The 26,980-nt window shown below is 73.7% G+C and carries 20 protein-coding genes and 1 pseudogene; 12 read left to right on the plus strand and 9 right to left on the minus strand.

What is annotated here, in order from left to right; genetic code table 11:
* Positions 1-102: 102 nt before the first annotated feature.
* The gene (locus AC069K_RS22195; RefSeq protein WP_358991247.1) at positions 103-312 is read right to left on the minus strand and encodes a hypothetical protein; all 210 of its coding nucleotides are present in this window, start codon (positions 310-312) and stop codon (positions 103-105) included.
* 79 nt (positions 313-391) lie between these two features.
* Between AC069K_RS22195 and AC069K_RS22200 the strand changes: the two genes are divergently transcribed.
* The 4 genes from AC069K_RS22200 (at position 392) to AC069K_RS22215 (ending at position 5,318) form a co-directional block, all read left to right on the plus strand.
* Complete coding sequence (locus tag AC069K_RS22200; protein ID WP_365114291.1) at positions 392-1,579, plus strand: bifunctional adenosylcobinamide kinase/adenosylcobinamide-phosphate guanylyltransferase; 1,188 nt, start codon at positions 392-394, stop codon at positions 1,577-1,579.
* A gap of 75 nt (positions 1,580-1,654) precedes the next feature.
* Positions 1,655-2,728, plus strand: coding sequence for a nicotinate-nucleotide--dimethylbenzimidazole phosphoribosyltransferase (gene cobT, locus AC069K_RS22205; protein ID WP_365114293.1), 1,074 nt, complete (start codon positions 1,655-1,657; stop codon positions 2,726-2,728).
* An 83-nt stretch (positions 2,729-2,811) separates the two neighbouring features.
* Positions 2,812-4,578, plus strand: coding sequence for a phosphatidylglycerol lysyltransferase domain-containing protein (locus AC069K_RS22210; protein WP_365110029.1), 1,767 nt, complete (start codon positions 2,812-2,814; stop codon positions 4,576-4,578).
* Positions 4,575-5,318, plus strand: coding sequence for a hypothetical protein (locus tag AC069K_RS22215; protein WP_365110032.1), 744 nt, complete (start codon positions 4,575-4,577; stop codon positions 5,316-5,318). The genes AC069K_RS22210 and AC069K_RS22215 overlap by 4 nt, the downstream gene beginning before the upstream one ends.
* Here the strand turns inward: AC069K_RS22215 and AC069K_RS22220 are convergent.
* A complete protein-coding gene (locus tag AC069K_RS22220) occupies positions 5,267-6,019 on the minus strand; it encodes a hypothetical protein (RefSeq protein ID WP_365110035.1) in 753 nt (250 codons plus the stop codon). The two genes, AC069K_RS22215 and AC069K_RS22220, sit on opposite strands and share 52 nt — an antisense overlap.
* 90 nt (positions 6,020-6,109) lie before the next feature.
* Here AC069K_RS22220 and AC069K_RS22225 point away from each other — a divergent pair, with 90 nt between their 5' ends.
* Positions 6,110-6,889, plus strand: a complete 780-nt coding sequence (locus AC069K_RS22225) for an adenosylcobinamide-GDP ribazoletransferase (RefSeq protein ID WP_478618878.1) — start codon at positions 6,110-6,112, stop codon at positions 6,887-6,889.
* 72 nt (positions 6,890-6,961) lie between these two features.
* On the opposite strand, the gene AC069K_RS22230 is transcribed toward AC069K_RS22225, so the two are convergent.
* From AC069K_RS22230 to AC069K_RS22250, 5 genes and pseudogenes are all read right to left on the minus strand, one after another.
* Complete coding sequence (locus AC069K_RS22230) at positions 6,962-7,819, minus strand: endo alpha-1,4 polygalactosaminidase (RefSeq protein ID WP_478618881.1); 858 nt, start codon at positions 7,817-7,819, stop codon at positions 6,962-6,964.
* Positions 7,816-8,442: pseudogene (locus tag AC069K_RS22235) on the minus strand (spherulation-specific family 4 protein); the annotation flags it as partial. The gene AC069K_RS22230 and the pseudogene AC069K_RS22235, both read right to left, overlap by 4 nt.
* A 288-nt stretch (positions 8,443-8,730) precedes the next feature.
* Positions 8,731-10,182, minus strand: a complete 1,452-nt coding sequence (locus tag AC069K_RS22240) for a hypothetical protein (protein WP_478618883.1) — start codon at positions 10,180-10,182, stop codon at positions 8,731-8,733.
* Entirely contained in the window at positions 10,179-11,765 is a 1,587-nt protein-coding gene (gene pelF, locus AC069K_RS22245; protein ID WP_478618886.1) for a GT4 family glycosyltransferase PelF, read from the minus strand. Before pelF ends, AC069K_RS22240 begins: the two co-directional genes overlap by 4 nt.
* A gap of 37 nt (positions 11,766-11,802) precedes the next feature.
* Positions 11,803-13,815, minus strand: a complete 2,013-nt coding sequence (locus AC069K_RS22250; protein ID WP_478618888.1) for a hypothetical protein — start codon at positions 13,813-13,815, stop codon at positions 11,803-11,805.
* Between the two features lie 317 nt (positions 13,816-14,132).
* On the opposite strand from AC069K_RS22250, the gene AC069K_RS22255 reads away from it, so the two are divergent.
* The 7 genes from AC069K_RS22255 to AC069K_RS22285 all read left to right on the plus strand — a co-directional run bounded on the left by AC069K_RS22255 (position 14,133) and on the right by AC069K_RS22285 (position 25,245).
* Entirely contained in the window at positions 14,133-15,653 is a 1,521-nt protein-coding gene (locus AC069K_RS22255; protein ID WP_365110054.1) for a leucyl aminopeptidase, read from the plus strand.
* Between the two features lie 296 nt (positions 15,654-15,949).
* The gene (gene lpdA, locus AC069K_RS22260) at positions 15,950-17,338 is read left to right on the plus strand and encodes a dihydrolipoyl dehydrogenase (protein WP_358836712.1); all 1,389 of its coding nucleotides are present in this window, start codon (positions 15,950-15,952) and stop codon (positions 17,336-17,338) included.
* Positions 17,339-17,392: 54 nt separating this feature from the next.
* A complete protein-coding gene (sucB, locus tag AC069K_RS22265) occupies positions 17,393-19,210 on the plus strand; it encodes a 2-oxoglutarate dehydrogenase, E2 component, dihydrolipoamide succinyltransferase (protein ID WP_478618893.1) in 1,818 nt (605 codons plus the stop codon).
* Positions 19,211-19,332: 122 nt separating this feature from the next.
* A complete protein-coding gene (locus AC069K_RS22270; RefSeq protein ID WP_358836434.1) occupies positions 19,333-19,956 on the plus strand; it encodes a GntR family transcriptional regulator in 624 nt (207 codons plus the stop codon).
* A gap of 837 nt (positions 19,957-20,793) precedes the next feature.
* Positions 20,794-23,493 (plus strand): pyruvate dehydrogenase (acetyl-transferring), homodimeric type, encoded by a 2,700-nt coding sequence (gene aceE / locus AC069K_RS22275; RefSeq protein WP_478618896.1) that lies wholly within the window; start codon positions 20,794-20,796, stop codon positions 23,491-23,493.
* A gap of 111 nt (positions 23,494-23,604) precedes the next feature.
* Positions 23,605-24,618: a helix-turn-helix transcriptional regulator gene (locus tag AC069K_RS22280; RefSeq protein ID WP_478618899.1), complete on the plus strand. Its 1,014-nt coding sequence runs from the start codon at positions 23,605-23,607 to the stop codon at positions 24,616-24,618.
* 102 nt (positions 24,619-24,720) lie between these two features.
* A complete protein-coding gene (locus AC069K_RS22285) occupies positions 24,721-25,245 on the plus strand; it encodes a DUF4240 domain-containing protein (protein WP_478618901.1) in 525 nt (174 codons plus the stop codon).
* A 45-nt stretch (positions 25,246-25,290) separates the two neighbouring features.
* On the opposite strand, the gene AC069K_RS22290 is transcribed toward AC069K_RS22285, so the two are convergent.
* Positions 25,291-26,406 (minus strand): PP2C family protein-serine/threonine phosphatase, encoded by a 1,116-nt coding sequence (locus AC069K_RS22290; RefSeq protein WP_478618904.1) that lies wholly within the window; start codon positions 26,404-26,406, stop codon positions 25,291-25,293.
* A gap of 48 nt (positions 26,407-26,454) precedes the next feature.
* On the minus strand, positions 26,455-26,949 hold the full coding sequence (locus tag AC069K_RS22295; RefSeq protein ID WP_365110073.1) for a GNAT family N-acetyltransferase: 495 nt from the start codon (positions 26,947-26,949) through the stop codon (positions 26,455-26,457).
* Between the last annotated feature and the right edge of the window lie 31 nt (positions 26,950-26,980).

Below are 26,980 nucleotides of genomic sequence, written 5' to 3' on the forward strand. Positions count from 1 at the left end.
GGGGCGCGTCTTGCGGGGCGGCCGCCCATTTTTCCCCCTCCCCCCCCCCCCCCCCCCCCCCCCCCCCCCCCCCCCCCCCCCCCCCCCACGCGCCACCGTGCGTCAGCCCGCGTCGGCCTGGAGGCTCATCGGGCCGTAGATCTTCTTGCCGTCGTCGAAGAGGTGCACCTGGTCGGCGCCGCCCTCCAGCAGGTCCTTCCAGACCTCACCGATCCAGGACTCCGCGTCGCCCTGGGTCGTGAACTCCTCCGGTGTCACCGCCGGCTCGACCTCCGTCCCGTCGGACTTCTCGAATCGCCACGTCCACGCCATGTCCGCCTCCCGGGTCACGTTGCTGCCCGCAGCGTATCCGGGCGCGCACCGGCCGCGGTGACGCGGGAGGATCGTCTTCGTGGAACTGACTCTCCTCGGCACCGGAGCCCCCGACGGGCTGCCGCGCCCCGACTGCCCCTGCGCCGCGTGCGCCTCGGCCCGCGGCGACCAGGCGCGCGCCGCGACCGCCCTGCTCGTCGACGGCGCCCTGCTGCTCGATCTGACCCCCGGGGCGGCGCTGGCCGCCGCCCGGTCCGGGCACTCGCTCACGGGCGTACGGCAGGTCCTGCTCACCCATCCGCACGACGGGCCCGCGGTGGAGCTGCCGCCCGGGCTGCCGTCGGCCGGGCGGGTGCCGGACGGCCGGGTGCTGACGCTGATCAGCGGGCACCGGGTGCGGGCCGTGCCGATGGACGCGCCCGGCACGGGATACGAGGTGACCTCGCCGGAGGGCGAGCGGCTGCTGTACCTGCCGCCCGGCGGGGCGCCCTCGGGGATGGCCGGGGCGTCGCATCCGTACGACATGGTGGTCTGCGACGTGCTGGGGCGGCCGGACGCGCTGGCCCGGCTGCGGGCGGCGGGCGCGGTGGGGGCCGCCACGGACGTGGTGGCCGCGCACATCGGCCACGACGTGCCGCCCGGGCGGGAGTTGGCCCGCCGGCTCGCGGCGGCCGGGGCGCGGGCGGTGCCGGACGGGTCGACGCTGATCGTCGGGGAGTACCACGCGGTGCCCGATCTGCCGCGCCGCACCCTGGTGCTGGGCGGGGCGCGCTCGGGCAAGTCGGTGGAGGCCGAACGCCGTCTGGAGGCCTTCCCCGAGGTGGTGTACGTGGCGACCGGCGGCACCCGCGAGGGCGACCCGGAGTGGGCGGCGCGGGTCGGCCTGCACCGCGACCGGCGGCCCGGCGCCTGGCGTACGGAGGAGACCTGCGAGCTGGTGCCGCTGCTGGCCTCCGAGGGCCCCGCGCTGCTCGTGGACTGCCTGTCGCTGTGGCTGACCGACGCCATGGACCGGGCCGGGGCGTGGGAGCGGGAGAAGCTGCCGCAGGCCGTGCGCGAGCGGGTGGCCGAGCTGGTCGCGGCGGTGCGGGCGACCCCGAGGACCGTGGTGTTCGTCAGCAACGAGGTGGGGTCGGGGGTGGTGCCCGCGACGCGCGCGGGGCGGGTGTTCCGGGACGAGCTGGGCAGGCTCAACTCGGCGGTGGCGGCCGAGTGCGAGCACGTCCTGCTGGTCGTCGCCGGGCAGGCCCTGGTGCTGCGCGGCTGAGCCGGGCGGGCGCCGGGGCGCGATCCCGCCCCACCACCGGTGGGGCGGGCACCCGCTGCCGGTACTGTTCGGCGAATGAGCAGGCTGAATCTCGACGACTTCTCCGATCTGATCGAACGCCCCGACAGCGGTGTGCGGCGTGACGCCGAGGAACGCCGGGAGCGGCTGACCGTGCCGTCCGGCGCGCTCGGCCGGCTCGACGAACTGGGCGAGTGGCTCTCCGCCGCCCAGGGCACGGTGCCGGTCAGGCCCATCGAGCACCCGCGCGTGATCCTCTTCGCCGGTGACCACGGCATCGCCGAACTGGGCGTCTCGGCCCGCCCGGCGGGCTCCGCGCACACCCTGGTGCGGTCCGTGCTGGACGGCAGCGGCCCCGTCTCCGTCCTGGCCCGCCGCCTGGGCGCCCCCGTACGGGTCGTGGACGCGGGGCTGGACTGCGACCCCGCGCTGCTGCCCGAGGACGTCGTACGGCACCGGGTGCGGCGCGGCAGCGGGCGGATCGACATCGAGGACGCGCTGACCGTCGAGGAGGCGGAGGCCGCCGTACGCCTCGGGATGCGGATCGCCGACGAGGAGGCCGACTCCGGCACCGACCTGGTGGTGCTCGGCGACCTCAGCGTGGGCGGCACCACGGCCGCGGCCACCCTGATCGCGGCGCTGTGCGGCACCGACGCCTCGGTCGTCACCGGGCGTGGCGGGGCGACGATCGACGACCTGGCGTGGATGCGCAAGTGCGCGGCGATCCGGGACGCGCTGCGCCGGGCGCGGCCGGTCCTGGGCGACCAGCTGGAGCTGCTGGCGGCCGTCGGCGGGGCCGACCTTGCCGCGACCACCGGTTTTCTGCTTCAGTGCGCGGTGCGCCGAACGCCGGTCATCCTGGACGGGGTGGTCTCGTCGGCCTGCGCGCTGGTTGCCCAGCGGGCCGCCTTCCGGGCTCCGGACTGGTGGCTGGCCGGTCAGCTGAGCGGGGAGCCGGCCCAGTCCAAGGCATTGGACCGGATGGCACTCAACCCCCTGCTCGACCACGGCGTCACTGTGGGTGAAGGAACCGGGGCCCTGCTCGCCCTCCCTCTCGTGCAGGCCGCCGCCGCCCTGGCGGCGGAGCTTGTCGAGCGCGCGGAGACCGAGGGGGATCGCACCGAAGACTGAGCCGCGGCGCGGCCGGGCATCGCCCGGCCGCGTCCGTGACCGCCCCGAGGCGCGATGTCCACTGCCCCATATGATCGCGTTTCATGGGAGAAGTCCGCTTGACCACCGAAGGATTGACCCGGAGTACCGTCCGGTCGCGACGCAGTGCGGCCTTCGCCGTCTGGTACCTGCGTGCCGTGACGTTCATCAACTTCCTGAGCGCCGTGTGGGTTTCCCTGGGCCAGGACCTTCGGCGCCACAACACGGACAACTACTTCACGCCGTACCTGCTCGACGCGGGGTTCGCCTCGGGCGTGTTCACGCTGTTCCTGGCGGTCACCATGCGCCGCCGCAAGCGTGCCGCCTGGATCCTCAACATGGTGCTCAGCAGTCTCGTCCTGCTGCTGTTCGCGTTCGTCATGGTCTTCCCGGAGATCCGGCAGTACGCGCAGAACTGGGTGTCCCTGGTCCTGACCGCCGCGTTCGTCCTCGCCCTGATGCTGGGCCGCCGCGAGTTCTACGCCAAGGGCGACCGCGCCAACCCCCGGCTCGCGGCGGTCGTCGCGGCCGGCGGGCTGCTGCTCACCTCGCTGCTGGCCACGCTCCTGGTCACGGTGACCAACACGTACGAGGGGAACCAGCACTCGACGTTCCTGGGCCGCTGGCGCTACGGCGTGATGCGGCTCGTCTCGCTGGTGCCCGACGACCACGACATCACCGGGATCGACACCCCGGGCTGGGTCAACGTGGCCATCAACGTGCTCTCCACCCTGCTGCTGATCGCCGTGATCTACGCGGCCTTCCGCAACCGCAAGGCCGTCGACCCGCTCTCCGTGGAGGACGAGGAGAGGCTGCGCGCGCTCCTGGACAAGCAGGGCGAGCGCGACTCGCTCGGCTACTTCGCGCTGCGCCGCGAGAAGAGCGTCATCTGGTCCCCCACCGGCAAGGCCGCCGTGGCCTACCGGGTGGTGGGCGGCGTCTCGCTGGCCTCCGGCGATCCCATCGGCGACCCCGAGGCGTGGCCCGGCGCGATCGAGCCGTGGCTGGCCGAGGCGCGCGAGCACGGCTGGACCCCGGCGGTGATGGGCGCCAGCGAGGAGGGCGGCACCGTCTACGCCCGGCACGGCCTGGACGCCCTGGAGCTCGGCGACGAGGCGCTGGTGGAGACCGCCGACTTCACCCTGGACGGCCGCGCCATGCGGACCGTGCGCCAGGCGTACAACCGGGTGAAGCGTGCCGGGTACGAGGTGAGGATCCGCCGTCATGCGGACATTCCTGCCGATGAGATGAGTGAACTGCTGCGCAAGGCCGACGACTGGCGCGACGGCGCCACCGAGCGCGGCTTCTCCATGGCCCTGGGCCGCCTCGGCGACCCGGCGGACGGCCAGTGCGTGATGCTGGAGTGCACCGACGGCGAGGGCGCCCTGCGGGCCGTGCTCAGCTTCGTGCCGTGGGGCCCGAACGGGCTCTCGCTGGACCTGATGCGCCGCGACCGGGACTCCGAGAACGGCCTGATGGAGTTCATGGTCATCGAGCTCCTCCAGCGCTCCAGGGAGATCGGGATCACCCAGGTCTCGCTGAACTTCGCGATGTTCCGCTCCGTCTTCGAACGCGGCTCGAAGCTCGGCGCGGGTCCGGTGCTGAGGCTGTGGCGCTCGCTGCTCAGCTTCTTCTCCCGCTGGTGGCAGATCGAGTCGCTGTACCGCGCCAACGCCAAGTACCGGCCGATCTGGGAGCCCCGCTTCATGCTCTTCGAGAAGTCCGCCGACCTGCCGCGCATCGGCATCGCCGCCGCGCGCGCCGAGGGCTTCCTGGAGGCGCCCGGGCTGCCCAAGTGGCTGCACCGCCGGCACCTGGAGTCCCAGAGGTGAAGGGCCCCCTCTCCCTGCCGGGCAACGGACCAGTACGCCGGTTCGCCCGGCGGGAGTGGGGCCCCCTCCACCTCGCCGTCCGCTACGCGCTCTCCACCCAGCGCTGGCGGGCGGTCCCCATGACCCTCGGCGCGGTCGCGCTGACATCGTTGTTCCAGGTGGTGCAGAACCAGCCGTGGGGCTTCCGCCCGGTCCAGGTCATCGGCTCGGTGAAGGCCGAGGACGCCCTGGCCGTCTCCCTGCTGCGCACCCCCCTCTCCCTCTTCGTCCCGGCCCTGGACCTGCCGGTGTGGGGCGCGCTCGCCCAGCTGCTGCTGGTCTTCGGGGTCGCCGAGATCTGCATCGGCCGCCGCCACACCCTGGTCATCGCCTACGCGGCGACCCTGGCCGGGACGATGTACGCGCGCGTGGGCATCGCGCTCGGCCCCGACAGCGTCCTGGGGCTGCCCGCCTCGGACGCCAGGATGGTCGACACCGGCCCCTCGGCCGCGGTGGTGGGGCTGGCGGTGTACGTGTGCTGGCGCTACCGGGCGTACTGGACGGCCGGGGTCGTCGCCGCCTCGATGGCCGGCGAGGTGGTGGCCAAGGACAACCTCGCGGGCAAGGAGCACATCGCGGCCATCGTCGCGGTGGGCGTGCTCTGCTGGATCACCTCGGTGCGCCAGAGGCGGCGCCGTGCCCGGGCCGCTCAGGGCCGGCGCGCCGGCAGCCTGTCCGGGGCCCCGCCGATGAAGTCCTGAGCCCGCCGCCGCAGCCGCGTCCAGCGCCGGTCGTGCCGGTAGACCCGCAGGGCGGACCGGGCGCGGGCCCGGGCGCGCCCGCGGTAGAAGCGGCGCGCCCACGGGGAGCCCGGCCGGGCGAGGCGGATCGCGGCGACGAGCGCCACGAACGGGACGAGCGCGCCCACGACGGCGAGCCGGAACTTGCCCTTGACCAGCGCGATCAGCACGAACCCGAAGTTGACGGCCAGGGTGAGCAGGAACGAGGCCCGGTCGTGGCTCTCCTGCGGGGTCATGTCGTTGACGCCGAGCGGCGAGAACCCGGCGAGGGCGAGCAGCACCAGGGCGGCGGTCAGCACCACCACCTCGACGCTCTTGCGGCCCTGCTCGGTCCAGTACACGTCGTCCAGGTGCAGGATCAGCGCGAACTCGTCGAGGACCAGGCCCGCGCCCATCCCGAAGACCACCGCGAAGACACCGGCGCCGACCCCGTGCCGCCCGCTGGCGACCGCCCCGAACCCGCCCACCACGGTGAGGACCACCCCCGGCACCACGTGGTGGATGTGCAGGCCGCCCGGCCGGATGTTGCGGAACGGGCCACGCCCGGCCCGGATGAGCCGGGTGATCGTACGGGTGACGACGAACGTCAGCACGAACGACGCCAGGGCGAGCAGCATGGGGAGCTTGCCCGGCTCGACGAAGTTCCGGCTGAACCAGCTCATCCCCCTCCGATCCACAGGGCTGCAATAGGGGCAACAGGGGCAATTTACCCCTGCGAGGCGGAGAGTGGCGCCCGGGATACCCTGCGCCCGATGAATCCCATGGACGGCATACGCTTCGCCTTCGGCACGCTGACCGTGCTCCCGGTCCGGGTCACCCGCTGGGACCGCGCGGCGGCCCGCTCCGGGATGCTCTGGGCTCCCCTGGCGGGCCTGGTCGTGGGCGTCTGCGCGGCGGCCGCCGGGGGCCTGCTCCTGCTCCTCGGCTCCGGTCCGCTGCTCGCCGCCGTCGCCACGGCGGCGGTCCCGGCCGCGCTCACCCGGGGCCTGCACCTGGACGGCCTGGCGGACGTGGCGGACGGGCTCGGCAGCGCCAAGCCCGCCGAGGACGCCCTGCGGATCATGAAGCAGTCGGACATCGGCCCGTTCGGGGTACTCACCCTCGTCCTCGTCCTCCTGGGCCAGGTGGCGGCCCTGGCCGAGCTGTACGCGGAGAGCTGGGCCCGGGGCGCGCTCGCGGCGGCGGTGGCGGCCGTCACGGCCCGTCTGGCCCTCACCCTGGCCTGCCGCCCCGGAGTCCCCCCGGCCCGCCCGGACGGCCTGGGGGCGGCGGTGGCGGGGGCGGTGCCGCGGCGGGCGGCGGCGGGGGTGGCCGTGCTGGTGGCGGCGGGGTGCGCGGCGGCCGGGCTGGCGCTGGGTCCCGGCGCGGCCCTGCACCACACCCTGGCGCTCCTGGCGGCCCTGGCGGCGTCCCAGCTGCTGCTGGCCCACTGCGTACGCCGCTTCGGCGGGGTGACCGGGGACGTGTTCGGGGCGCTGGCCGAGACGGCGGCGACGGCCGCGCTGACCGTGGCGGCGCTGGGGGCGCGCTAGGCATCGCGCGACCGGCCGGGGCGCGCCAGGTACCGCGCGACCGGCCCCGCACCGCCCGCCCCCGCCGGCGCGTCACGGGCACGCCCGGCGCCACGTCCCCAGCTCCAGCTCCTTGCGCATCGAGCTCAGCCCCAGCTTCCGCGCCACCGCGCAGAACGTGGCGGGCGCCTTGTCGTACTCGACGTGGAAGACCGCTTTCCCGGCGCGGGTGAACGCGCCGAGCGCCTCGCACTCGCCGAACTCCGCGCACTGCTCGTTCACCGCGAAGTCGAACTCCCCCACCAGCTCCGGGATCTGGTCGAGGTCGTTCTTCAGCCCGACGGCGAGCCCCCGCTCATGGGCGAGCCGCGCGACGAGCCGGTTGTACGCGAGCTGGTGCGCCGCCGTGAGGGGGAAGCCGGTCTCGTTGGCGTAGCCGTCCATGTTGTCCGGCTCGACCGCGTCGAACCCCTTCTCCCGGCACATGTCGAACCGCTTGGCCATCAGCGGCCCCAGGACGTCCGTACGGCGGACGTCCAGCCAGCGCTCGCCCTCCCAGCCGTTGGGCCTGCCCAGCACCGACGCGGGGAACCGGCCGGCGTCCGGGCGGAAGTCCTCCCAGGCGCCGGTGGAGACGTAGCAGATCACCTTGCGTCCGCGCCGGTGCAGATCGTCGACCTGCGCCCTGGACACGTGGAAGCCGTCGACGTCGTACACCGGCACGTCCACCGACGGGTCGAGCTTCCCGGTGAGCTGCCACTGCCAGGCGAGGCCGGGCCGCGGCTGCCAGTGCCCGGGGGCGGGGCCCGGCGCGGACGGGGACGGGGACGGGGACGTCACGGCGCCGGACTCGTCCGGCCCCGGCCTGTCGTCGTCCGAGGAGTCCGAGGAGGAGCACCCCGCGAGCAGGAGCAGCAGCAGGACCAGCGCGAGGGGGAGGCGGCGTGTCATCGGGCGGGCTCCAGGAGGTGCGGCAGCGTGCCCCAGGGGTGCGGGGCGTCGCCCGGCACCGCGCAGTGCACAGGCGTGGTGGGCCGGGCGCCGGGCGGGGCCGCGTAGACGAGGTGGCAGAAGCGCTCCGGCGGATGGGCCAGGGTCCACTGCGGGGCGCCCGCCCCAGGGTAGGCCGCCCAGGTGCCCTCGTACGTGACGAGCAGGTCCGCGAGGGCGGCGTACCCGGGGTGGGGGTGGGTGCCGTGGTTGAGGACCAGGGTGCGGGCCCCGGCGGCGCGGGCCGCGACGGACAGGCGCCGGTAGTGCGCGAGGAGCGCCGGATCGGTGGCCGCCTGGTCGAGGAAGGCGCCGTCGGCCCCGTACCAGTCGCGGTGGCGCAGCAGGTCGCGGACGACCTCGGCGTGCGGGCGGCGGCCGTAGTCCGTGTCCGCGTAGCCGAGGACGGGGACGCCGGCCGCCCGCAGCCGGGCCGCGGCCTCGGCGAACACCGCGTCGGGGGCCTGCCCGGCGCCGCTGGCGGGGTTGAGCACGACCCCGTACAGCCGGGGCGCCGCCGCGATGAGCCTCTCCCAGGCGTCGGGCCGGTCGGCCGGGTGGTCGTAGAACGGGACGAGGAGGGTCCGCTCGGGGGCGGGAGGGGCGGGTGCGGCCGAGGTGGCGGGTGCCGGTTGCGGGGCGGGTGCGGCCGAGGTGGCGGGTGCCGGATGCGGGGCGGGTGCGGCCGAGGTGGCGGGTGCCGGATGCGGGGCGGGTGCGGCCGAGGTGGCAGGTGCCGGATGCGGGGCGGGTGCGGTGTGCAGGGCGGGTGGGACAGGTGGGGCGTGCGGGTGCGGGGTCTGCGGGTGCATCGTGTGCGTGGCTTCTCTTCCTGTACGCGGAGCCGCCATGGACCCCGCTTCGGGCTGGGGTCATGCGCGGTGGGCCGTCGCCCGTCCCAGCAGTGCCCCCACGAGCACGGCGAGCAGCAGCGCGGCGACGCCCGCCACCACCGGCCCGACCGTGTCCGGGTGGCCCGCCCCGGTCACCAGGGTCAGCGCCTGCGCCCCGGCCGCCGCACAGCACACGGCGGCGGCGGCGCGGACGGCGCCATAGGACTGGAGCAGCAGCGCGGTCCACAGGACCATGCCGGTGAGCAGCAGCCCCGTCAGCCGGAGCGCGCCGAGGTGCGGGGCGCCCGGCCACAGCAGCGTCCCGGCGACGGTGAGGGCGAGGAGGACGGCGAGATAGCCGCCGAGGCAGACCACGAGGGTGGCCGCGGTCGCCCGGCGGAAGCCGCGGGCGCTGGTGGCCCGCAACCCCGCCCTGCTCCCGCTGCGGAAGCGGTACAGCAGCCACTCGGCGGGCCCCATGCTCAGGGTGAGCGCGACGGCCGAGGGCGCGGCCACGGCGGACCCGGCGCCGTCGGCGAGCACGTCCCCGACGGCCGCGTACAGCACCAGGACGCCGGTGCCGAGACCGAACAGCGCGTACGGGACGGCGGCGGCCAGGGACGGGCCCGGCCGGCCGTCGCCCGCGCCCGCCCCGCCGCCGCCCGCCCCGCCCGACGCGCGCCGGGCGAAGCCGGTCGCGGCGGCGAGCGAGAGCAGCAGCAGCGCGCAGCGCGGCGCGTCGGGCAGGTCGAGGACGGTGGCCCATGCGGCGCCCGCCGCCACCGGCGCCAGCGCGTACAGCAGGTCCCGCTCGCGCCCCAGGACGAGCAGCACGGTCGCCGCCGCCAGATAGACCGCCTGCCCGGCGGCGAAGCCGACCGCGGGCAGTTCGCCCGGCCCGCTCACCGCCAGCGCCACCAGCGCGCCCAGCACGGCCCCCAGCGGGGCCCCGGTGCGCAGGGCGGCACCGGCGGCGGCCCGGTCGCCCAGGCCGAGCCACGTGTAGGCCCGGTGGGAGAGCCCCTGGTTCCACACCCAGCCGGTGACGGCCGAGGCGAGCAGCGGGACCGTACCGAAGGGCAGGCCGAAGCCGTCCTCGGGCCCGGCGAGCAGCGGGGCGCCCAGGACGTACGCCAGGCCGGGCAGCGCGAAGACCAGGCCGCGCAGCAGACAGGCGCCCAGGGAGCCGTGCCAGGGGTCGGCGGCCGGGGCCGCGGCGGACGGGTAGCGGCGCTCCACGCGCGCGTAGAGGTCCTCGGCGAGCTCGAAGGAGTCGTGGCGGCCGTAGGCCGTACGGATGTGGGAGTCGGTCATGCCGTCGGACTCCAGGATGGCCGCGACCTCGTCCGGGTGGACGGCGGCCGCGATCAACTCCTCCATCCGGGCGGCGAGTTCGTCGACAGGGTCGGCGGCGGGGGTGTGCGGGCGCTGGCGCGGGATGAAGGGCAGGGTGTGCCGGCCCTCCGCGCCCAGCCACAACGAGCCGCTCACCAGACCGACCCGTCCGACGCCAGCTCCCGGTACCAGGGGTCGGTGAGTTCCAGCGTCCAGTCGTCCGCCTCGCCGGGGACCTGGGCGCGGTCCTGGGCCCGGTCCTCGGCGGGACGTTCCGCGAGGGGCGCGGCGGCCGGGGCGTACCGGGGCAGGGGCTCGGGGGCCCCGGCGAGCTCCCGGTAGATCCGGCGGAAGCCGTCCACGGACCGGTGGAGGGTGAACTGCTCGACGACCCGGGCACGGGCCGACGCGCCCAGTGCGGCGCGCCGTTCGTGGTCGCGCAGCAGGGACAGGGCGGCCTCGGCCATCAGCGCGGGCTCGCGCGGCGGCACCACCAGGCCCGCGTCCCCGACGGCCTCGCGCACCCCGCCCACGTCCGTGGAGACCGTGGCGCGCCCGCAGGACATCGCCTCTATCAGCGAGAAGGGGAAGCCCTCACTGATGCTGGAGAGCATCACCACGCTGCCCGCCGCGTAGGCGCCGGCGACGTCGCTGACCCGGCCCTCGTAGGTGATCCCGTCGGTGACCCCGAGTTCCGCGGCGAGCTTCTCCAGCTTGGTGCGGTAGTCGGCGTTGCCTGCCGGGACCGGCCCGAACAGCCGCAGCCGCACCTCCGGCAGCTCGGCCCTGACCATGGCGTACGCCCGGATCAGGGTCTCCAGGTCCTTGATCGGGTCGACGCGTCCGCACCAGCTGAGGGTGGGCACCGCCGGGTCGGGTCCGGCGTGCGGGAAGAGGCTGGGGTCGACGCCGTTGTAGACCGTCCTGATGCGGTCGGCCGGCGCCCCGCCGCGCTCCTCCCAGCGGCGGTTGTACTGGTTGCACGGGGTGATCAGGTCGGCCTGGCGGTACCCCGTGGAGTTGAGCTCGCGGTAGAAGGCGAGGATCAGCGACTTCACCGGCCAGCTCTGCTCGCCGGTGCGGTAGCCGAGATAGCGCTCGCGCAGATAGATGCCGTGCTCGGTGAGGAGGAAGGGCACGCCGTCGAAGTGCTGGGCGGCCAGCGCGGGAAGGGTGGCGAGGCCGCTGCTGACCGCGTGCGCCACGCAGTCCTCGGGGAGGCGGGCGGTCAGCGGGCGCAGCGCGTGTTCGAGGAGGTCGGTGGCGGTCAGGGCGTCGTGCACGGTGGGCCGTGCGGCGGCTATCTCCAGATGCGGCATGGTCCAGATCCACATCAGGGACCGCAGCGCGGCCTCCGAGCGCAGCGCCCCCGAGAGCCGCCCGGCCCGGGCCAGCCGCGCCAGGGCGAAGAGCCCCTGGGTGAAGTCGCAGCCGGACCCGGGGTCGAGCATCGAGAGCAGGAACCGCTCGTAGACGTCTATGAAGCGGCGCCGCTCCCTGCCGAAGAGCGGCCGGCGCCGCGGCGCCGGTCCCCACAGGGGGAACGCCGTGTGCCGGTACACGTTCGGCGGCAGCTCCCAGGCGACCGGCTCGCGGCCGCTGCCGGTGAGGGCCAGGACTTGGAAGTCGACCTCCGGCATACCGCGGACGAGCTGGTCGCACCAGGTGCTCACACCCCCGTGGATGTGCGGATAGGTGCCTTCCGTGAGCATGGTGACATGACGGCCACTGCTCGGCATTGGTGTCCCCCCTGGACAGCGAATGTCGGTCGGCCGGTCAGGCCGGGAGCTTCAGCGTGATCGCCGTCTGGAGCGCTCCGGGAGCGGACCAGGCGGTGCGCTGACCCGCGTACGGCGTGCCGAACACGGTGGTGCCCAGGAGCTGTTGCTGCAGGGTGCCCTCGGGAGCCGTGACCGGCGCCACCACGCCCGAGGGCGCCTGGACGGTGACGGCGGTGCCGACGCGGTACGCGGTGACCTTGCCGTCCGCCACCGCCTTGGCCCAGGCGGCCTGGCGGCCGAGCTCGGTGCCGATGTCTCGTTGGCGCAGGTTGACGACGGGCACGCTGTCCGCGAACAGGGCGCGGTAGTCGCCGAGCACCCGGTCGAGGACCGGGTAGAGCAGGCGCTCCTCGGCGAGGTTGGACTGGTGGACGTAGTGCGGGCGCGGGTCGTTGCCGAGCACGTGCCGCAGCGCGGTGGCGGCCTCCTGGGGAACGATGTACGAGGCGTACCCGGTGGCGGTGTCCAGCGGCCCGGGCAGGCAGGTGGAGGTGGGGTTGTCCTCGCAGACCCCGCTGCCGCCGTCGGCCCTGGAGGTGTAGATCCAGTTGTACTCGTCGGCCATCTCGGCCGCCGTGCCCACGTTGTAGTACACGTTCATCGGGTAGCGCGGCACCGTGAGGGCAGAGCCGACCGGGCGCTGCTGCGGCTCGCGGGAGTTGTCGCTGCCCGCCCACTTGACCCCGGCGTCGGCGAGTGCCCCGGCCAGGTTGGGGTTGTCCTGGGGCTGCTGCGGCAGGGTCTTCAGGCCGGAGTGCTCCCCGGTGACCAGTTCGGCGCGGTCGACCGGAAGGCCCTTGCGCACGCCCCACTGGTAGTTGTCGGTGATCTGGCCGGCGATGTCGGCGCGGCTCACCCACCGGGTGCTGCCGTCCGCGTTCTTCGCGCAGGTCCAGGGCACCGTGGTGGTGTCCTGGACGCAGCCGAGGAAGGCGTGCGTGTAGGTGTGGTTCTCCCAGCGGAACGCGGCCTTGTCGGCGAGGAGCTGGGCGGCGAGAGCGTCGGTGCCGCCGTGCTCGGCCTTCCACTCCTCGCCGGAGCCCGCGTTGTACAGCAGGTCGAGGGTGAAACCGCTGGCCCGCTCCCACTGGACGGCGTACTGCGCGTCGGCCGCCGTCATCCGGATGTCGCTCGTCGCGCCGCCCCCGCCGGCGCAGTCGAAGTCGCCCGGGGTGCAGTCGCGCGCGGTGTCCCAGCGGGCGTCCGGCGCGAGGACGTCGTCGACGTGGACGGCGAAGTAGTTGCGGTTCTGTCCGAGGTGGACGCCCTGGGTCAGCCACTCCACCATGCCGCGCGCGAGTACCTTGAACTGCTCCTGGTACTGGTTGTAGGCGAAGGTGACGACGAGTTCGCTGCGCCCGTCGTGGGTGTAGGTCCCGAGCAGGGAGCCGCCGGTGGGCGCGGTGAGGTAGCTGGTGTAGCCCTCCCGGGGGTGGGCGGCGTAGCCGTAACTCTCGGCGACGGAGGCGGAGTTGTCCTCGAAGGGGACCGTTCCGTCGAGGTAGGCGAAGGGGCCCTTCAGCCCGTCCGGCGTGATCTGGGTCCTGGCGCCGTCGAGCACCCCGGCCCAGCCGCCGTTCTGGTCCGTGTAGTCGAGGCCGACCTCGGGGTGGGCCCAGGTGGAGGCGTCGATCTGGCGGATGCCGAAGGCCTTCTCGTACGCCGCGAGCGCGCTCTGCTCGGGGGAGTCGGCCGACCCGAAGGGGAGCTCGTTGGGCGCGATCACGCCCTGGAACTTGGCCCGGGGGCGCCCGTTCACCGTGTCGCCGAGGAACGCCGCGTCGACCGTCGGCCGTCCCGCGTCGCCCAGGCGCACCGTCTGGTACGGCAGCCCGATGCTCCGGAGCTGGGCCGTCAGCGCGTCCACCACGCTGCCGCCGTCGTCCAGGACGAGCACCTTGAGGTCGATGCGCGGGGTCACCGTCGCGGCGTCGGCGCCGGCCGCGGGTATGCCCGCCGCCAGGAGGCCGGCGGTGAGCAGTGCCACCGCGGTTCTGCCCGTTCTCATCCGGTTCGCCTTCTTCAACGTTCCCCCCTCATGGGGGCCCTTCCCTATGCGTGCGCACACGGCAGGACCTGTGGAAATGGTGCAAAGGAGCCCTGTGCGCCCTTGCCCGGACGGGCCGAGTGTGACCGAGCGATCACAGTCTGGCGGGCAAACATGGAACAGACACCACGGATGAGTGAATTGCCGCCGCCGTGAGCGAAGCGGATCCGCGCGCGTACGCTCGTATCCGCGCCCGACTCGGCCGAATTACGATGCGCCGGGGCACAGCCGACCCATCCCTCGGCTCGGAAACTCAACGGAAGAGAGACTTCACCACCGTGACTGCTCTGACTCTCAGCACTGCCGGTGCCGCGACGCTGCGCGCCGACGCCGTGGTCGTCGGCATCACCAAGGGCACCGGGCCCAAGGGGGGTCTGGTCGTCGCGCCGGGCGCCGAGGCCGTGGACAAGGCGTTCGGCGGCAAGCTCGCCGGCGTCCTGGAGACCCTGGGCGCCTCCGGTGCCGAGGGCGAGGCGACCAAGCTGCCGTCGCCGTCCGGTCTGAAGGCGCCCGTCGTGCTGGCCGTCGGACTCGGCACGGCCCCCGGCGAGGACGAGACGTTCGCCGCCGAGTCGCTGCGCGCGGCCGCCGGTGTCGCCGCCCGCGCCCTGGCCGGCACCAAGAAGGCCGCGTTCGCGCTGCCCGTGGAGGCGGCCGAGGACGTGGCGGCCATCGCGGAGGGCGCGCTGCTCGGTTCGTACGCCTTCACCGCGTACCAGGACGGCGGCAAGAACGGCAAGGCGCCGCTGGCCGAAATCGCCCTGACCGGCGCCAAGCCGCGTGACAAGGCTCACAAGGCCGCGGTCGAGCGCGCGATCGCGCTGGCCGAGGAGATCAACCGCGCCCGCGACCTGGTGAACACCCCGCCGAACGACCTCTACCCCGAGTCCTTCGCAGCCGTCGCCACCGCGGCCGGCAAGGAGCACGGCGTCAAGGTCCAGGTGCTCGACGAGAAGGCGCTCACCAAGGGCGGCTACGGCGGCATCCTCGGCGTCGGCGCCGGCTCCGCCAACGCCCCGCGCCTGGTGCGCATCGGCTACACCCACCCCAAGGCGGAGAAGTCCCTGGCCTTCGTCGGCAAGGGCATCACCTACGACTCGGGCGGCATCTCGCTGAAGCCGGCGGGCCACAACGAGACGATGAAGTGCGACATGGCCGGCGCCGCCGCCGTCTTCGCCGCCGTCGTCACCGCCGCCCGGCTGGGCCTGAAGGTGAACGTCACCGGCTGGCTGGCGCTCGCCGAGAACATGCCGTCCGGCACCGCCACCCGTCCGGGCGACGTCCTGCGCATGTACAGCGGCAAGACCGTCGAGGTCCTCAACACCGACGCCGAGGGCCGGCTCGTCCTCGCCGACGCCCTGGCCAAGGCCTCCGAGGAGAACCCGGACGCGATCGTCGACGTGGCGACCCTGACGGGCGCGATGATGATGGCGCTCGGCAGCCGCACCTTCGGTGTGATGGCCAACGACGACGCCTTCCGCACCGCCGTCCACGAGACGGCCGAGGAGGCCGGCGAGCAGTCCTGGCCGATGCCGCTCCCCGCCGAGCTGCGCAAGGGCATGGACTCCCCGACCGCCGACATCGCCAACATGGGCGAGCGGATGGGCGGCGGCCTGGTGGCCGGTCTGTTCCTGAAGGAGTTCGTGGGCGAGGGCATCACCTGGGCCCACCTGGACATCGCGGGCCCGGCCTACAACGAGGGCGCCCCCTTCGGCTACACCCCCAAGGGCGGCACCGGCTCCGCGGTCCGCACCCTGGTCCGGCTGGCCGAGCGCACCGCCGACGGCGAACTGGGCTGACCCGTGTGACACCGATGGCCTCGGGCATGTGCCCGAGGCCATTCGTGTTCACCCCTCGCACACGGCCCGGTTCCGCTGTGGACGAAATCCGGGGATACATACCCGGTGATCGCCCGCCAGAAGGACGATCGGCCGTCTCAGACCCCGGCCCCGCGTCCCGCCTTCCGTCAACAAGTGCGAAGATGGGTTCTCGGCAGGACAGGGCCCCCACCACAGGGCCGAAGAAAAGCGGCCGAACACCAGCCGCCGCCGGTCATCGACGACCGCGCCCGGCGCACATGCATGGAGGACGTGACGTGGCGAACGACGCCAGCACCGTTTTCGACCTAGTGATCCTCGGCGGTGGCAGTGGCGGCTACGCCGCGGCCCTGCGCGGAGCGCAGCTGGGCCTGGACGTCGCACTGATCGAGAAGAACAAGCTCGGCGGCACCTGCCTGCACAACGGCTGCATCCCCACCAAGGCCCTGCTGCACGCCGGTGAGATCGCCGACCAGGCCCGCGAGGCCGAGCAGTTCGGTGTCAAGGCCACCTTCGAGGGCATCGACATCGCGGCCGTCCACAAGTACAAGGACGACGTGATCTCGGGCCTGTACAAGGGCCTCCAGGGCCTGGTCGCCTCCCGCAAGGTGACGTACATCGAGGGTGAGGGCCGGCTGTCGTCGCCCACCTCGGTCGACGTCGGCGGGCAGCGCGTCCAGGGCCGCCACGTCCTCCTGGCGACCGGCTCCGTGCCGAAGTCGCTGCCGGGCCTGGAGATCGACGGCAACCGGATCATCTCCTCGGACCACGCGCTCACCCTGGACCGGGTCCCGCAGTCCGCGATCATCCTCGGCGGCGGCGTCATCGGCGTCGAGTTCGCCTCGGCGTGGAAGTCCTTCGGCACCGACGTCACGGTCGTCGAGGGCCTCAAGCACCTCGTGCCGGCCGAGGACGAGAACTCCTCCAAGCTCCTGGAGCGCGCCTTCCGCAAGCGCGGCATCAAGTTCAACCTGGGCACCTTCTTCCAGAAGGCCGAGTACACCCAGAACGGTGTCAAGGTCACGCTGGCCGACGGCAAGGAGTTCGAGGCCGAGGTCCTCCTCGTCGCCATCGGCCGCGGCCCGGTCTCCCAGGGCCTCGGTTACGAGGAGCAGGGCGTCGCGATGGACCGCGGCTACGTCCTGGTCGACGAGTACATGCGCACCAACGTGCCGACCATCTCGGCCGTCGGCGACCTCGTCCCGACCCTCCAGCTCGCGCACGTCGGCTTCGCCGAGGGCATCCTGGTGGCGGAGCGTCTGGCCGGTCTCAAGACCGTCCCGATCGACTACGACGGTGTGCCGCGCGTGACGTACTGCCACCCCGAGGTCGCCTCCGTCGGCATCTCCGAGGCCAAGGCCAAGGAGATCTACGGTGCGGACAAGGTCGTCGCTCTGAAGTACAACCTCGCGGGCAACGGCAAGAGCAAGATCCTCAAGACCGCGGGCGAGATCAAGCTCGTCCAGGTCAAGGACGGTGCCGTGGTCGGCGTCCACATGGTCGGTGACCGTATGGGCGAGCAGGTCGGCGAGGCCCAGCTGATCTACAACTGGGAGGCTCTGCCGGCCGAGGTCGCGCAGCTCATCCACGCGCACCCGACGCAGAACGAGGCTCTCGGCGAGGCCCACCTGGCGCTGGCCGGCAAGCCGCTGCACTCCCACGACTGACTGCCCTCGGGCGCGACGACCACTTCCGCACATCTGTAAGGAGAAACTGAAACCATGTCGGTTTCCGTAACCCTTCCGGCGCTCGGCGAGAGCGTCACCGAGGGCACCGTCACCCGCTGGCTGAAGGCCGAGGGCGAGCGCGTCGAGGCCGACGAGCCGTTGCTCGAGGTCTCGACCGACAAGGTCGACACCGAGATCCCGGCCCCCGCCTCCGGCATCCTGGCCTCCATCAAGGTGGCCGAGGACGAGACCGTCGAGGTCGGCGCCGAGCTGGCGATCATCGACGACGGCTCCGGCGCCCCGGCCGCCGAGGCCGCCCCGGCGCAGCAGGCTCCGGCGCAGGAGGCCCCCGCTCAGGAGGCTCCCGCCCCGCAGGCCGCGCCGTCCACCGAGACGCAGACCCCCGCCCCGGCCCCGACCGCCGAGGCCGCCTCCGGCGGTGGCTCCGCCGAGGGCACCGACGTCGTCCTTCCCGCGCTCGGCGAGAGCGTCACCGAGGGCACCGTCACCCGCTGGCTGAAGCAGGTCGGCGAGGAGGTGGCCGAGGACGAGCCGCTCCTGGAGGTCTCCACCGACAAGGTCGACACCGAGATCCCCGCCCCGGTCGCCGGTGTGCTGCTGGAGATCGTGGTCGGCGAGGACGAGACCGCCGAGGTCGGCGCCAAGCTGGCCGTCATCGGCGCCGCGGGCTCGGCGCCCGCCGCGGCTCCGGCCCAGGCCGCCCCGGCTCCGGCCGCGGCTCCCGCTCCGGCGCAGCCCGCCCCGGCGCAGCAGGCCCCGGCTCCCACGCAGCCCGCCCCGGCCGCGCAGGCCCCGGTGCCGGACCCGGCCCCGCAGACGCCCGCCGCCGCCCCGCAGGCCCCGGCCCCGCAGCCCCCCGCGGCGCCCGCCGCCCCGGCGCAGCAGGCCCCGGCCGCCGCTCCGGCTCCGTCCGGCGCCGGTGACGACGGCGCGTACGTCACGCCGCTGGTGCGCAAGCTCGCCTCCGAGTCCGGTGTGGACCTGGGCGCGGTCAAGGGCACCGGTGTCGGTGGCCGTATCCGCAAGCAGGACGTCATCGCCGCGGCCGAGGCCGCCAAGGCCGCCGCCCCGGCGCCGGCCGCCGTCGCCGCACCCGCCGCGAAGGCCGCCCCCTCCCTGGAGGCGTCCCCGCTGCGCGGCCAGACGGTCAAGATGACCCGGATGCGCAAGGTCATCGGCGACAACATGATGAAGGCCCTGCACTCGCAGGCGCAGCTCACCACGGTCGTCGAGGTGGACATCACGAAGCTGATGAAGCTGCGTGCCGCCGCCAAGGACTCCTTCGCCGCCCGTGAGGGCGTCAAGCTGTCCCCGATGCCGTTCTTCGTCAAGGCCGCGGCCCAGGCGCTGAAGGCCCACCCGGTCGTCAACGCCCGCATCAACGAGGACGAGGGCACCATCACGTACTTCGACTCGGAGAACATCGGCATCGCCGTGGACTCCGAGAAGGGTCTGATGACCCCGGTCATCAAGGGTGCGGGCAACCTCAACCTGGCCGGTATCTCCAAGGCGACCGCCGAGCTGGCCGGCAAGGTCCGCGCCAACAAGATCACCCCGGACGAGCTGTCCGGCGCGACCTTCACGATCAGCAACACCGGCTCGCGCGGCGCGCTGTTCGACACGGTCATCGTGCCGCCGAACCAGGTCGCGATCCTGGGCATCGGTGCCACGGTCAAGCGCCCGGCGGTCATCGAGACCGCCGAGGGCACGGTCATCGGCGTCCGCGACATGACCTACCTGTCGCTCTCCTACGACCACCGTCTGGTCGACGGCGCCGACGCGGCCCGCTACCTGACGGCCGTCAAGGCGATCCTGGAGGCCGGCGAGTTCGAGGTCGAGCTCGGCCTGTAGGACCGCGGCCGTACGGCCCGTCCGTACGGACTGTGACGAAGGCGCCCCCGCCCGGAGTGATTCCAGGTGGGGGCGCCGCCGTATTGTCTAGAGGTCACCGCTCGCGCGTGAAGGAGCTCGTCATGACCCCGCCCGTCGTCCACTCGCTGCGCGAGCAGATCCGCGAGCACATCGTGGAGGGGATCGTCAGCGGTCGCTGGAAGCCGGGTGAGCGGATCGTGGAGCGCCGGATCGCGGTCGAGCTCCAGGTGAGCCAGACGCCGGTCCGCGAGGCCCTGCGGGAGCTGGAGTCCCTGCGGCTGATCGAGTCGGCGCCGAACAAGGGCGTACGGGTCCGGAACCTGACGGCGGCCGACCTGGAGGAGAGCTACCCCGTACGGGCGGGCCTGGAGCAGATCGCGGCGGAACTGGCGGCGGACCGCCTCGCCGCCGACTGCTCGGCCCTGGAGCCCCATGTGGCGGCGCTGTACGAGGCGGACGCGGCGGCGGACGGGACGGCGCAGGTGCGGCATACGGTGGGGTTCCACCGGGAGCTGGTGCGGGCGGCGCACAACGGGGTGCTCCTCCACACGTGGGAGGGGCTCGGCATCGAGGTCTTCACGGCCCTGTCCATCCGCTGGCTGGGTACGGTGCAGAAGTCGTACGCGGAGGAGCATCAGGAGTTGGTGGAGGCGTTCCGGCGCCACGATCCCCGGATTGGCACCCTGGTCAAGTCCCACGTCCTGGGCTGCGCCCCCCGAGCCTGACCCCCTCCCCCGACGCCCCCGAACGGCTCGCACAGTTCCCCGCGCCCCTCAAAGGCCGCCAGTCGCCTGCGGGCCGTCCGTGGCTGGTCGCGCAGTTCCCCGCGCCCCTCAAAGGGCCGTCGGTCATCTGCGGACCGTGCCGGGTTGCTCGCGCAGTTCCCCGCGCCCCTTAAAGGGCCGTCGGTCATCTGCGGGCCGTCCGTGGCTGGTCGCGCAGTTCCCCGCGCCCCTCGGGGGTCCCGGTCACCGGGGTGCCAAGCTCGCCCTACACCCCTCCGGGGAGCGCCGGAATCCCCGCTCAGCCACAGCCCCCTCAAGGGGCGCGGGGAACTGCGCGACCAGCCCAGCACGGCCCGCAGCCAAACCCAGACCCCAGACCCCACAGGGGCGCGGGAAACTGCGCGACCGGCCCCCACCCACCCGCAGACGAACCCCGGGCCGAACAGGGGCGCGGGGAACTGCGCGAGCAACCCACCACCCACCCCGCAGACGAACCCAGGAACCGCGCGAGCAACCCCACCCACCCGCAGACAAACCCCAGGGGGCCCCGGGGCGCAGCCCCGGTTCGGCGGAGGGAGAGGGGGGCGGGCCCCGCTCACATTCCGGCGCCCCCGCTCATCCGAACCCCACCCCACCTGCGAAAACAAGGCACCCCGTGCCCCCATCCACGGCACCCTGTGCCGACTTTCCCCGTATCGAGAAGTTTTTCGCTCAACACTTTGATCGATCATCGATCGTCGGCTTACAGTCAACGGCGGACTTACCCGGTCCACCGGCCCTGTCCTGCCAGACACGGCACTTTTTCTCCACCCCCCTCCTGTCCGGAAGGCGGCGATCATGATCGACCCCACGCGCAAGTCTCCGAGCGAGCTCGACCAGCTCCCGGACCGTGACACCGAGGAGACCGCCGAGTGGGCGGCCTCCCTCGACGCCGTCGCCAAGGCCGCCGGCCCCCACCGGGCCGCGTATCTGATGCGCCGCACGCTCCAGCACGCCGAGGGCGCGGGCCTGGCCCTGCCCAAGCTGCTGGAGACGGACTACGTCAACACCATCCCCACCTCCGCCGAGCCCGCGGTCGACGGCGACGAGGAGATGGAGCGCCGGATCACGGCCTGGAACCGGTGGAACGCCGCCGCGATGGTCACCCGCGGCGCCAAGCACGGCGTCGGCGGCCACATCGCCACCTTCGCCTCCGCCGCCTGGCTCTACGAGACCGGCTTCAACCACTTCTTCCGGGGCAAGGAGGCCGACGGGTCCGGCGACCAGCTCTACATCCAGGGCCATGCCTCCCCCGGCATCTACGCCCGCGCCTTCCTCGACGGCCGGCTGAACGAGAGCCACCTCGACAACTTCCGGCAGGAGTCGGGCGGCAACGGCCTGCCCTCCTACCCGCACCCCCGCCGCCTCCCCTGGCTGTGGGAGTTCCCGACCGTGTCGATGGGTCTCGGGCCGCTCTCCGCCATCTACCAGGCGCGGTTCAACCGGTACCTCACCAACCGGAACATCAAGGACGTCTCCGGCTCCCACGTGTGGGCCTTCCTCGGTGACGGCGAGATGGACGAGCCCGAGTCGACCGCCGCACTCGCGCTCGCCGCGCGGGAGGGCCTCGACAACCTCACCTTCGTCATCAACTGCAACCTCCAGCGCCTCGACGGCCCGGTCCGCGCCAACTTCAAGATCGTGCAGGAGCTGGAGGCCCAGTTCCGCGGCGCCGGCTGGAACGTCGTGAAGTCGCTGTGGGGCGGCGCCTGGGACGAGCTGTTCGCGCTCGACACCACCGGCGCCCTCGTCCGCCGGCTCCGCGAGGTCCCGGACGCGCAGGTGCAGACGTACCAGACGCGTGACGCGGCCTACATCCGCGAGGACTTCTTCGGCAAGGACCCGGCGCTCGTCGAGATGGCGAAGCTGATCGGCGACGACAAGATCCTGGAGTGCTTCCACCTCTCCCGCGGCGGTCACGAGCCCCGCAAGGTGTACGCCGCGTACAAGGCCGCGCTGGAGTTCAAGGGCGCGCCGACCGTCATCCTGGCGCAGACCGTCAAGGGCTTCACCCTCGGTGAGGGCTTCGCGTCCAAGAACGCGAACCACCAGATGAAGAAGCTCTCCAACGACGAGTTCAAGAACATGCGGGATCTGCTGGAACTGCCCATCTCGGACGCGCAGTTCGTCGACGGTGTCGTGCCCTACGGGCACCCCGGCGCGGACTCCCCCGAGGTGCGTTACCTCCAGGAGCGGCGCGCCGCCCTCGGCGGCCCGGCCCCGGCCCGCCGCAGCCACGCGCCGGCCCCGCTGCCCGCCGCGGCCGACAAGGCGTTCGCCGCCTTCGACAAGGGCTCCGGCAACCAGTCCATGGCGACCACCATGGCGTTCGTCCGGCTGGTCAAGGACCTCATCCGCGACAAGGAGACCGGCAGGCGCTGGGTCCCGATCGTCCCGGACGAGGCCCGCACCTTCGGTATGGAGAGCCTCTTCCCCTCCCTCGGGATCTACTCCCCCAAGGGCCAGACGTACGAGCCGGTCGACCGCGACCAGCTGATGTACTACCGCGAGGCGAAGGACGGCCAGATCCTCAACGAGGGGATCACCGAGGCCGGTTCGATGGCCGACTTCATCGCCGCCTCCACCGCGTACGCCACGCACGGCGAGCCGATGATCCCGTTCTACATCTTCTACTCGATGTTCGGCTGGCAGCGCACCGCCGACCAGATGTGGCAGCTCGGCGACCAGCTGGGCCGCGGCTTCCTGGTGGGCGCCACCGCCGGCCGCACCACGCTGACCGGTGAGGGCCTCCAGCACGCCGACGGCCACTCGCCGGTGATCGCCGCGACCAACCCGGCGGCGCTGACCTACGACCCGGCGTTCGCGTACGAGATCGGCACCATCGTCAAGGACGGTCTGCGCCGGATGTACGGCGAGGCGGCCCCGGGCGAGGACCAAGACGTCTTCTACTACCTCACCGTCTACAACGAGCCCCTGCCGCAGCCCGCCAAGCCGGCCGGGATCGACGAGGGCATCGTCAAGGGCCTGTACCGGTTCAACACCGCCGAGTCGGCCGGGCTCGACGTGGCGGCCGTCAACCCGCCGCGCATCCAGCTGCTCGGCTCCGGCACCGCGATCCACTGGACCCTCAAGGCCCAGAAGCTGCTCGCCGAGGAGTGGGGCGTGGCCGCCGACGTGTGGTCCGCGACCTCCTGGACGGAGCTGCGCCGCGACGCCCTGGAGGCGGACGCCGCGCTGCTGCGCGGCGAGGAGCGGATTCCGTACGTACGCCAGGCGCTGGCCGGCGCCGAGGGCCCGGTCCTCGCGGTGAGCGACTACATGCGCCAGGTCCCGGACCAGATCGCGCAGTGGGTCGAGCAGGACTGGTCCTCGCTCGGCGCCGACGGGTTCGGCCTCTCCGACACCCGTGACGCGGCCCGCCGCCACTTCGGTGTGGACGCCGAGTCGATCGTGGTCGCGGCCCTGGCCCAGCTGGCCCGGCGCGGCGAGGTCAAGGCCTCGGCCGTCAAGGAGGCCCGCGAGCGGTACGGCCTGTAGGCCGGACGAAGCGGTGTACGCCCCCGGGGGGCGCGGCTCAGTGCCGCGCCCCCCGGGGGCGTTCCCGTCCGGCCGCGCGGGCGTACGGGGGGGCGCGGGCATCATTGCCTCATGCGCGCCGCCCGGCTGATCAAGATGGTCCTGCTCCTCCAGTCGCGGCCCTCCATGTCCGCCGCCGAGCTGGCGCGCGAGCTGGAGGTCTCCGAGCGGACCGTCACCCGGGACGCGCAGGCGCTGGGCGAGGCGGGCGTCCCGGTCTACGCGGACCGGGGCCGGAACGGGGGCTACCGGCTGGTCGGCGGCTACCGCACCCGCCTCACCGGGCTCGGCAGGGACGAGGCCGCCGCGCTGTTCCTGTCCGGGGTGCCGGGCGCCCTGCGCGACATGGGCCTGGAGGACGTGGCCTCGGCCGCCCGCCTGAAGGTGTCGGCGGCCCTGCTCCCCTCGCTGCGGGACGCGCCCGCGAGCGCCGGGCGGCGCTTCCACCTGGACGCGCCCGCCTGGTGGCGGGAGCCGGGGACGCCCGCGCACCTGCCCGCCGTCGCCCGGGCCGTCTGGGCGGACCGGGTGCTGCGGGTGGTCTACCGGCGCCGTGACGAAGAGGTCGTGGAGCGCCGTCTCGAACCGTACGGGCTCGTCCTGAAGGCCGGGGTCTGGTACGTGTGCGCCCGCGCCGACGGGGAGCGCCCGGGCTTCCGGGTGTACCGGCTGGACCGGTTCGACGAGGTGCGCCAGGACGAGGAGGCCTTCGTCCGGGACGAGTCCTTCGACCTGGCCGGGTTCTGGGCCGAACGGGCGGCCGGCTTCGCCCGGGCGATGCTCCGGGAGACCGTGCTCGTGCGGGTGTCCGAGGCGGGCGCCGCCCGGCTGCCGTCGGTCCTGGGCGACCGGGAGCCGGTCCTGGCGGCCCTGGAGGCGGCCGGCGGGGCGGACGCGCGGGGCCGCAGGACCGTGGCGCTGCCGGTGGAGTCGTACGACGTGGCGTTCGCCCAGCTGATGCCGCTCGGGCCGGAGGTGGAGGTGCTCGAACCCGCGGCGCTGCGCGAGCGGTTCGCCGCCGCCGCCCGCGCGATGGCCGGACTCTACGGCTCCGCGCCCCAGGAGCGGGACGAGCGGGACGGGTGAGGTGGGGCTCATGGGGCCGGTGGTTCGATCCGGCCGCCCGAAGGGCTGATTTGTACGGCTCCGCGTGCGCGCCCACCCGCCAGCCACGATGCTGGACCCGTGATGGACGAGACGGAATTCTGGGAGCTCATCGACAGCACCCGCGCGGACGCCGAGGGCGACCCCGAGGACCACGCGGAGCTGTTGGTGGAGCGCCTGCTGCAACTCGACCCGGAATCCGTCCTGGACTTCGCCCGGCACTTCGAGGCCCGCTACAACCGCGCCTACGTCTGGGACCTGTGGGGCGCGGCGGCGGTCCTGCTCGGCGGCGCGAGCGACGACGCCTTCGACTACTTCCGCTGCTGGCTCATCGGGCAGGGCCGCGAGGTGTTCGAGGGCGCTCTGCACGACCCGGACCGGCTCGCCGAGCTCCTGGAGGACTTCGACGAGGAGATCGACGGGGACGGCGAGGACCTCGGTTACGCGGCGGACGAGGCGTACGAGCAGCTCACCGGGGTCACCGCGCCCGCGCTGGGCATCTCCCCGCAGCCCGCCGAGCCGCTGGGCACCGCGCTGGACCTCCAGGACGAGGACGCCCTGGCGGAACGGTTCCCCCGGCTGTGGGAGCGCTTCGGCGGCTCGCTCTAGCGCGTGCCGGGCGCCGCGGGGCAGGCGGGACTTGCGCCACCCGCCCTAGCGGGGCCGGTCCGCGGCCAGTGCCAGCAGCGCCACGTCGTCCTTGGCGCGGCCCGCGTACCGCACGAGGTCGTCGCGTACCGCCTCCGTGAGCGTCACCAGACCGTCGCGCGTCGCCGGACCGTCGCTCGGGGCACGCCCGTCGCGCGGGGCCAGCGCCGCCAGCCGTTCCGCGAGCGGGTAGAAGGCCCCGGCCCCGTCGCGCGCCTCGGTCACCCCGTCCGTGTACGCGAGGATCCTGTCCCCCTCCGCCAGCTCCACCCGCAGCTCACGGGGCGGCGCGAGGCCCGCCAGGCCCAGGCCCAGCGGGGGCGCGGGCTCGGCGGCCAGCTCCGCGGCGCCGCGCCCGCGCAGCAGGAACGGCCGCGGGTGCCCGCAGCTCACCACCCGTACGACCGGTTCGCCGGGCGGGAACTCCAGCAGCAGCGCGGTCGCGAACAGCTCGCCGTGGCCGTCCGCTCCCGCGTCGGTCACCAGACGCCGGTCGAGGCGGGCGGCCACGCCCGGCAGCGTGGGCTCGTCGAGGACCGCTTCGCGGAAGGCGCCGAGCAGCGAGGCCACCGTGCCGACCGCCGCCAGACCGTGGCCCTGGACGTCGGCGATCACCGCCCGGACGCCGTGCGGACCCTCCCGTACGTCGTAGAAGTCGCCACCGACCAGGGTGCCGCGCTGGGCGGCCTGGTAGAGCCCGGCACAGCGCACCGGACCCACCGCGGCCGGCAGCGGCGGCAGCACCGCGAGCTGGGCCGCCTCCGCCACCGTGCGGACGGTCACCAGCTGGTGGTCGCGGCGCTGGCGCACCCGGGCCACCACGACGCTGAAGACCACGACGACGGCGAGGGTGAGGATGTCACCGGGGTGCGGGTACCAGTCGCGGGTGTGCGGCAGCAGGACGCCGACGAAGGTGACGGTGGCCAGCACGACCGTGCCGAGCGGGCCGTAGGCGAAGGCGGCGAGCGGGGGCACGGCGGCCAGGAAGTAGCCGAGCTCGACGCCGTTGGGGGTGGCGAGCTGGGCGGCCGTGATCGCGGCGAGGACCACCACCGGCAGCGCCCGCTGCCACAGGGGCCGGGGGGCGACCGGCAGCAGCCCGGACGCACCCTCGTCCACCATGGGGAAGCTCCTCGGCGCCGGGTTCGTGCTGCTACCTCCTGTTCTACGTCACTCGGTGAGCGCGCGCCCCATCAGCACGTCGTCCACGTACTCCCCCTCCAGCAGGAACTCCCCCGGCAGGACCCCCTCGACGGTGAAGCCCTCCGAGGCGTAGAGCGCGCGGGCGGGGGTGTTGTGGCCCAGGACGCGCAAGGTCAGCCGGCGGGCGCCCTGGCGCCGGGACTCCTCGGCGGCGGCGCGCAGCAGCGCCCGGGCCAGGCCCCGGCCCCGGGCGCTTTCGTGGACGGCCAGGCCCTGGATCTGGCGGACGTGGCCGTTGCACTCCAGCGCGGTGGGCCGGACCAGGCGCAGATATCCGGCCACCCGGCCGTCGAGCTCCGCGACCAGGTAGTACGCGGGCGGGTTCGCGGGGTCGAAGAAGGGCCCGAGCGGCGGCCGGGGCCGGGGCTGGACCGAGTGCAGCGGCGACCAGACGTCGCGGTCGAGTTCGGCGAGGGCGATCGCGTCACCGAGGCGGGCGGGACGTATGTGAGGCGCGGACATGGGGCAACTGTGCCATCGGGGACGGATGAGG

It is taken from the genome of Streptomyces sp. NPDC043908, assembly GCF_056435525.1.

Excerpts from the sequence above, each read along its gene's own strand:
- aceE (WP_478618896.1), top strand. The coding sequence starts at position 20,794 with ATGATCGACCCCACGCGCAAGTCTCCGAGCGAGCTCGACCAGCTCCCG.
- AC069K_RS22270 (WP_358836434.1), top strand. The coding sequence starts at position 19,333 with ATGACCCCGCCCGTCGTCCACTCGCTGCGCGAGCAGATCCGCGAGCAC.
- AC069K_RS22210 (WP_365110029.1), top strand. The coding sequence starts at position 2,812 with ATGGGAGAAGTCCGCTTGACCACCGAAGGATTGACCCGGAGTACCGTC.
- AC069K_RS22230 (WP_478618881.1), bottom strand. The coding sequence starts at position 7,819 with ATGACACGCCGCCTCCCCCTCGCGCTGGTCCTGCTGCTGCTCCTGCTC.
- AC069K_RS22195 (WP_358991247.1), bottom strand. The coding sequence starts at position 312 with ATGGCGTGGACGTGGCGATTCGAGAAGTCCGACGGGACGGAGGTCGAG.
- AC069K_RS22225 (WP_478618878.1), top strand. The coding sequence starts at position 6,110 with ATGAATCCCATGGACGGCATACGCTTCGCCTTCGGCACGCTGACCGTG.
- AC069K_RS22220 (WP_365110035.1), bottom strand. The coding sequence starts at position 6,019 with ATGAGCTGGTTCAGCCGGAACTTCGTCGAGCCGGGCAAGCTCCCCATG.
- AC069K_RS22285 (WP_478618901.1), top strand. The coding sequence starts at position 24,721 with ATGGACGAGACGGAATTCTGGGAGCTCATCGACAGCACCCGCGCGGAC.
- AC069K_RS22280 (WP_478618899.1), top strand. The coding sequence starts at position 23,605 with ATGCGCGCCGCCCGGCTGATCAAGATGGTCCTGCTCCTCCAGTCGCGG.
- AC069K_RS22295 (WP_365110073.1), bottom strand. The coding sequence starts at position 26,949 with ATGTCCGCGCCTCACATACGTCCCGCCCGCCTCGGTGACGCGATCGCC.
- sucB (WP_478618893.1), top strand. The coding sequence starts at position 17,393 with ATGTCGGTTTCCGTAACCCTTCCGGCGCTCGGCGAGAGCGTCACCGAG.
- pelF (WP_478618886.1), bottom strand. The coding sequence starts at position 11,765 with ATGCCGAGCAGTGGCCGTCATGTCACCATGCTCACGGAAGGCACCTAT.
- cobT (WP_365114293.1), top strand. The coding sequence starts at position 1,655 with ATGAGCAGGCTGAATCTCGACGACTTCTCCGATCTGATCGAACGCCCC.
- AC069K_RS22250 (WP_478618888.1), bottom strand. The coding sequence starts at position 13,815 with ATGAGAACGGGCAGAACCGCGGTGGCACTGCTCACCGCCGGCCTCCTG.
- AC069K_RS22290 (WP_478618904.1), bottom strand. The coding sequence starts at position 26,406 with ATGGTGGACGAGGGTGCGTCCGGGCTGCTGCCGGTCGCCCCCCGGCCC.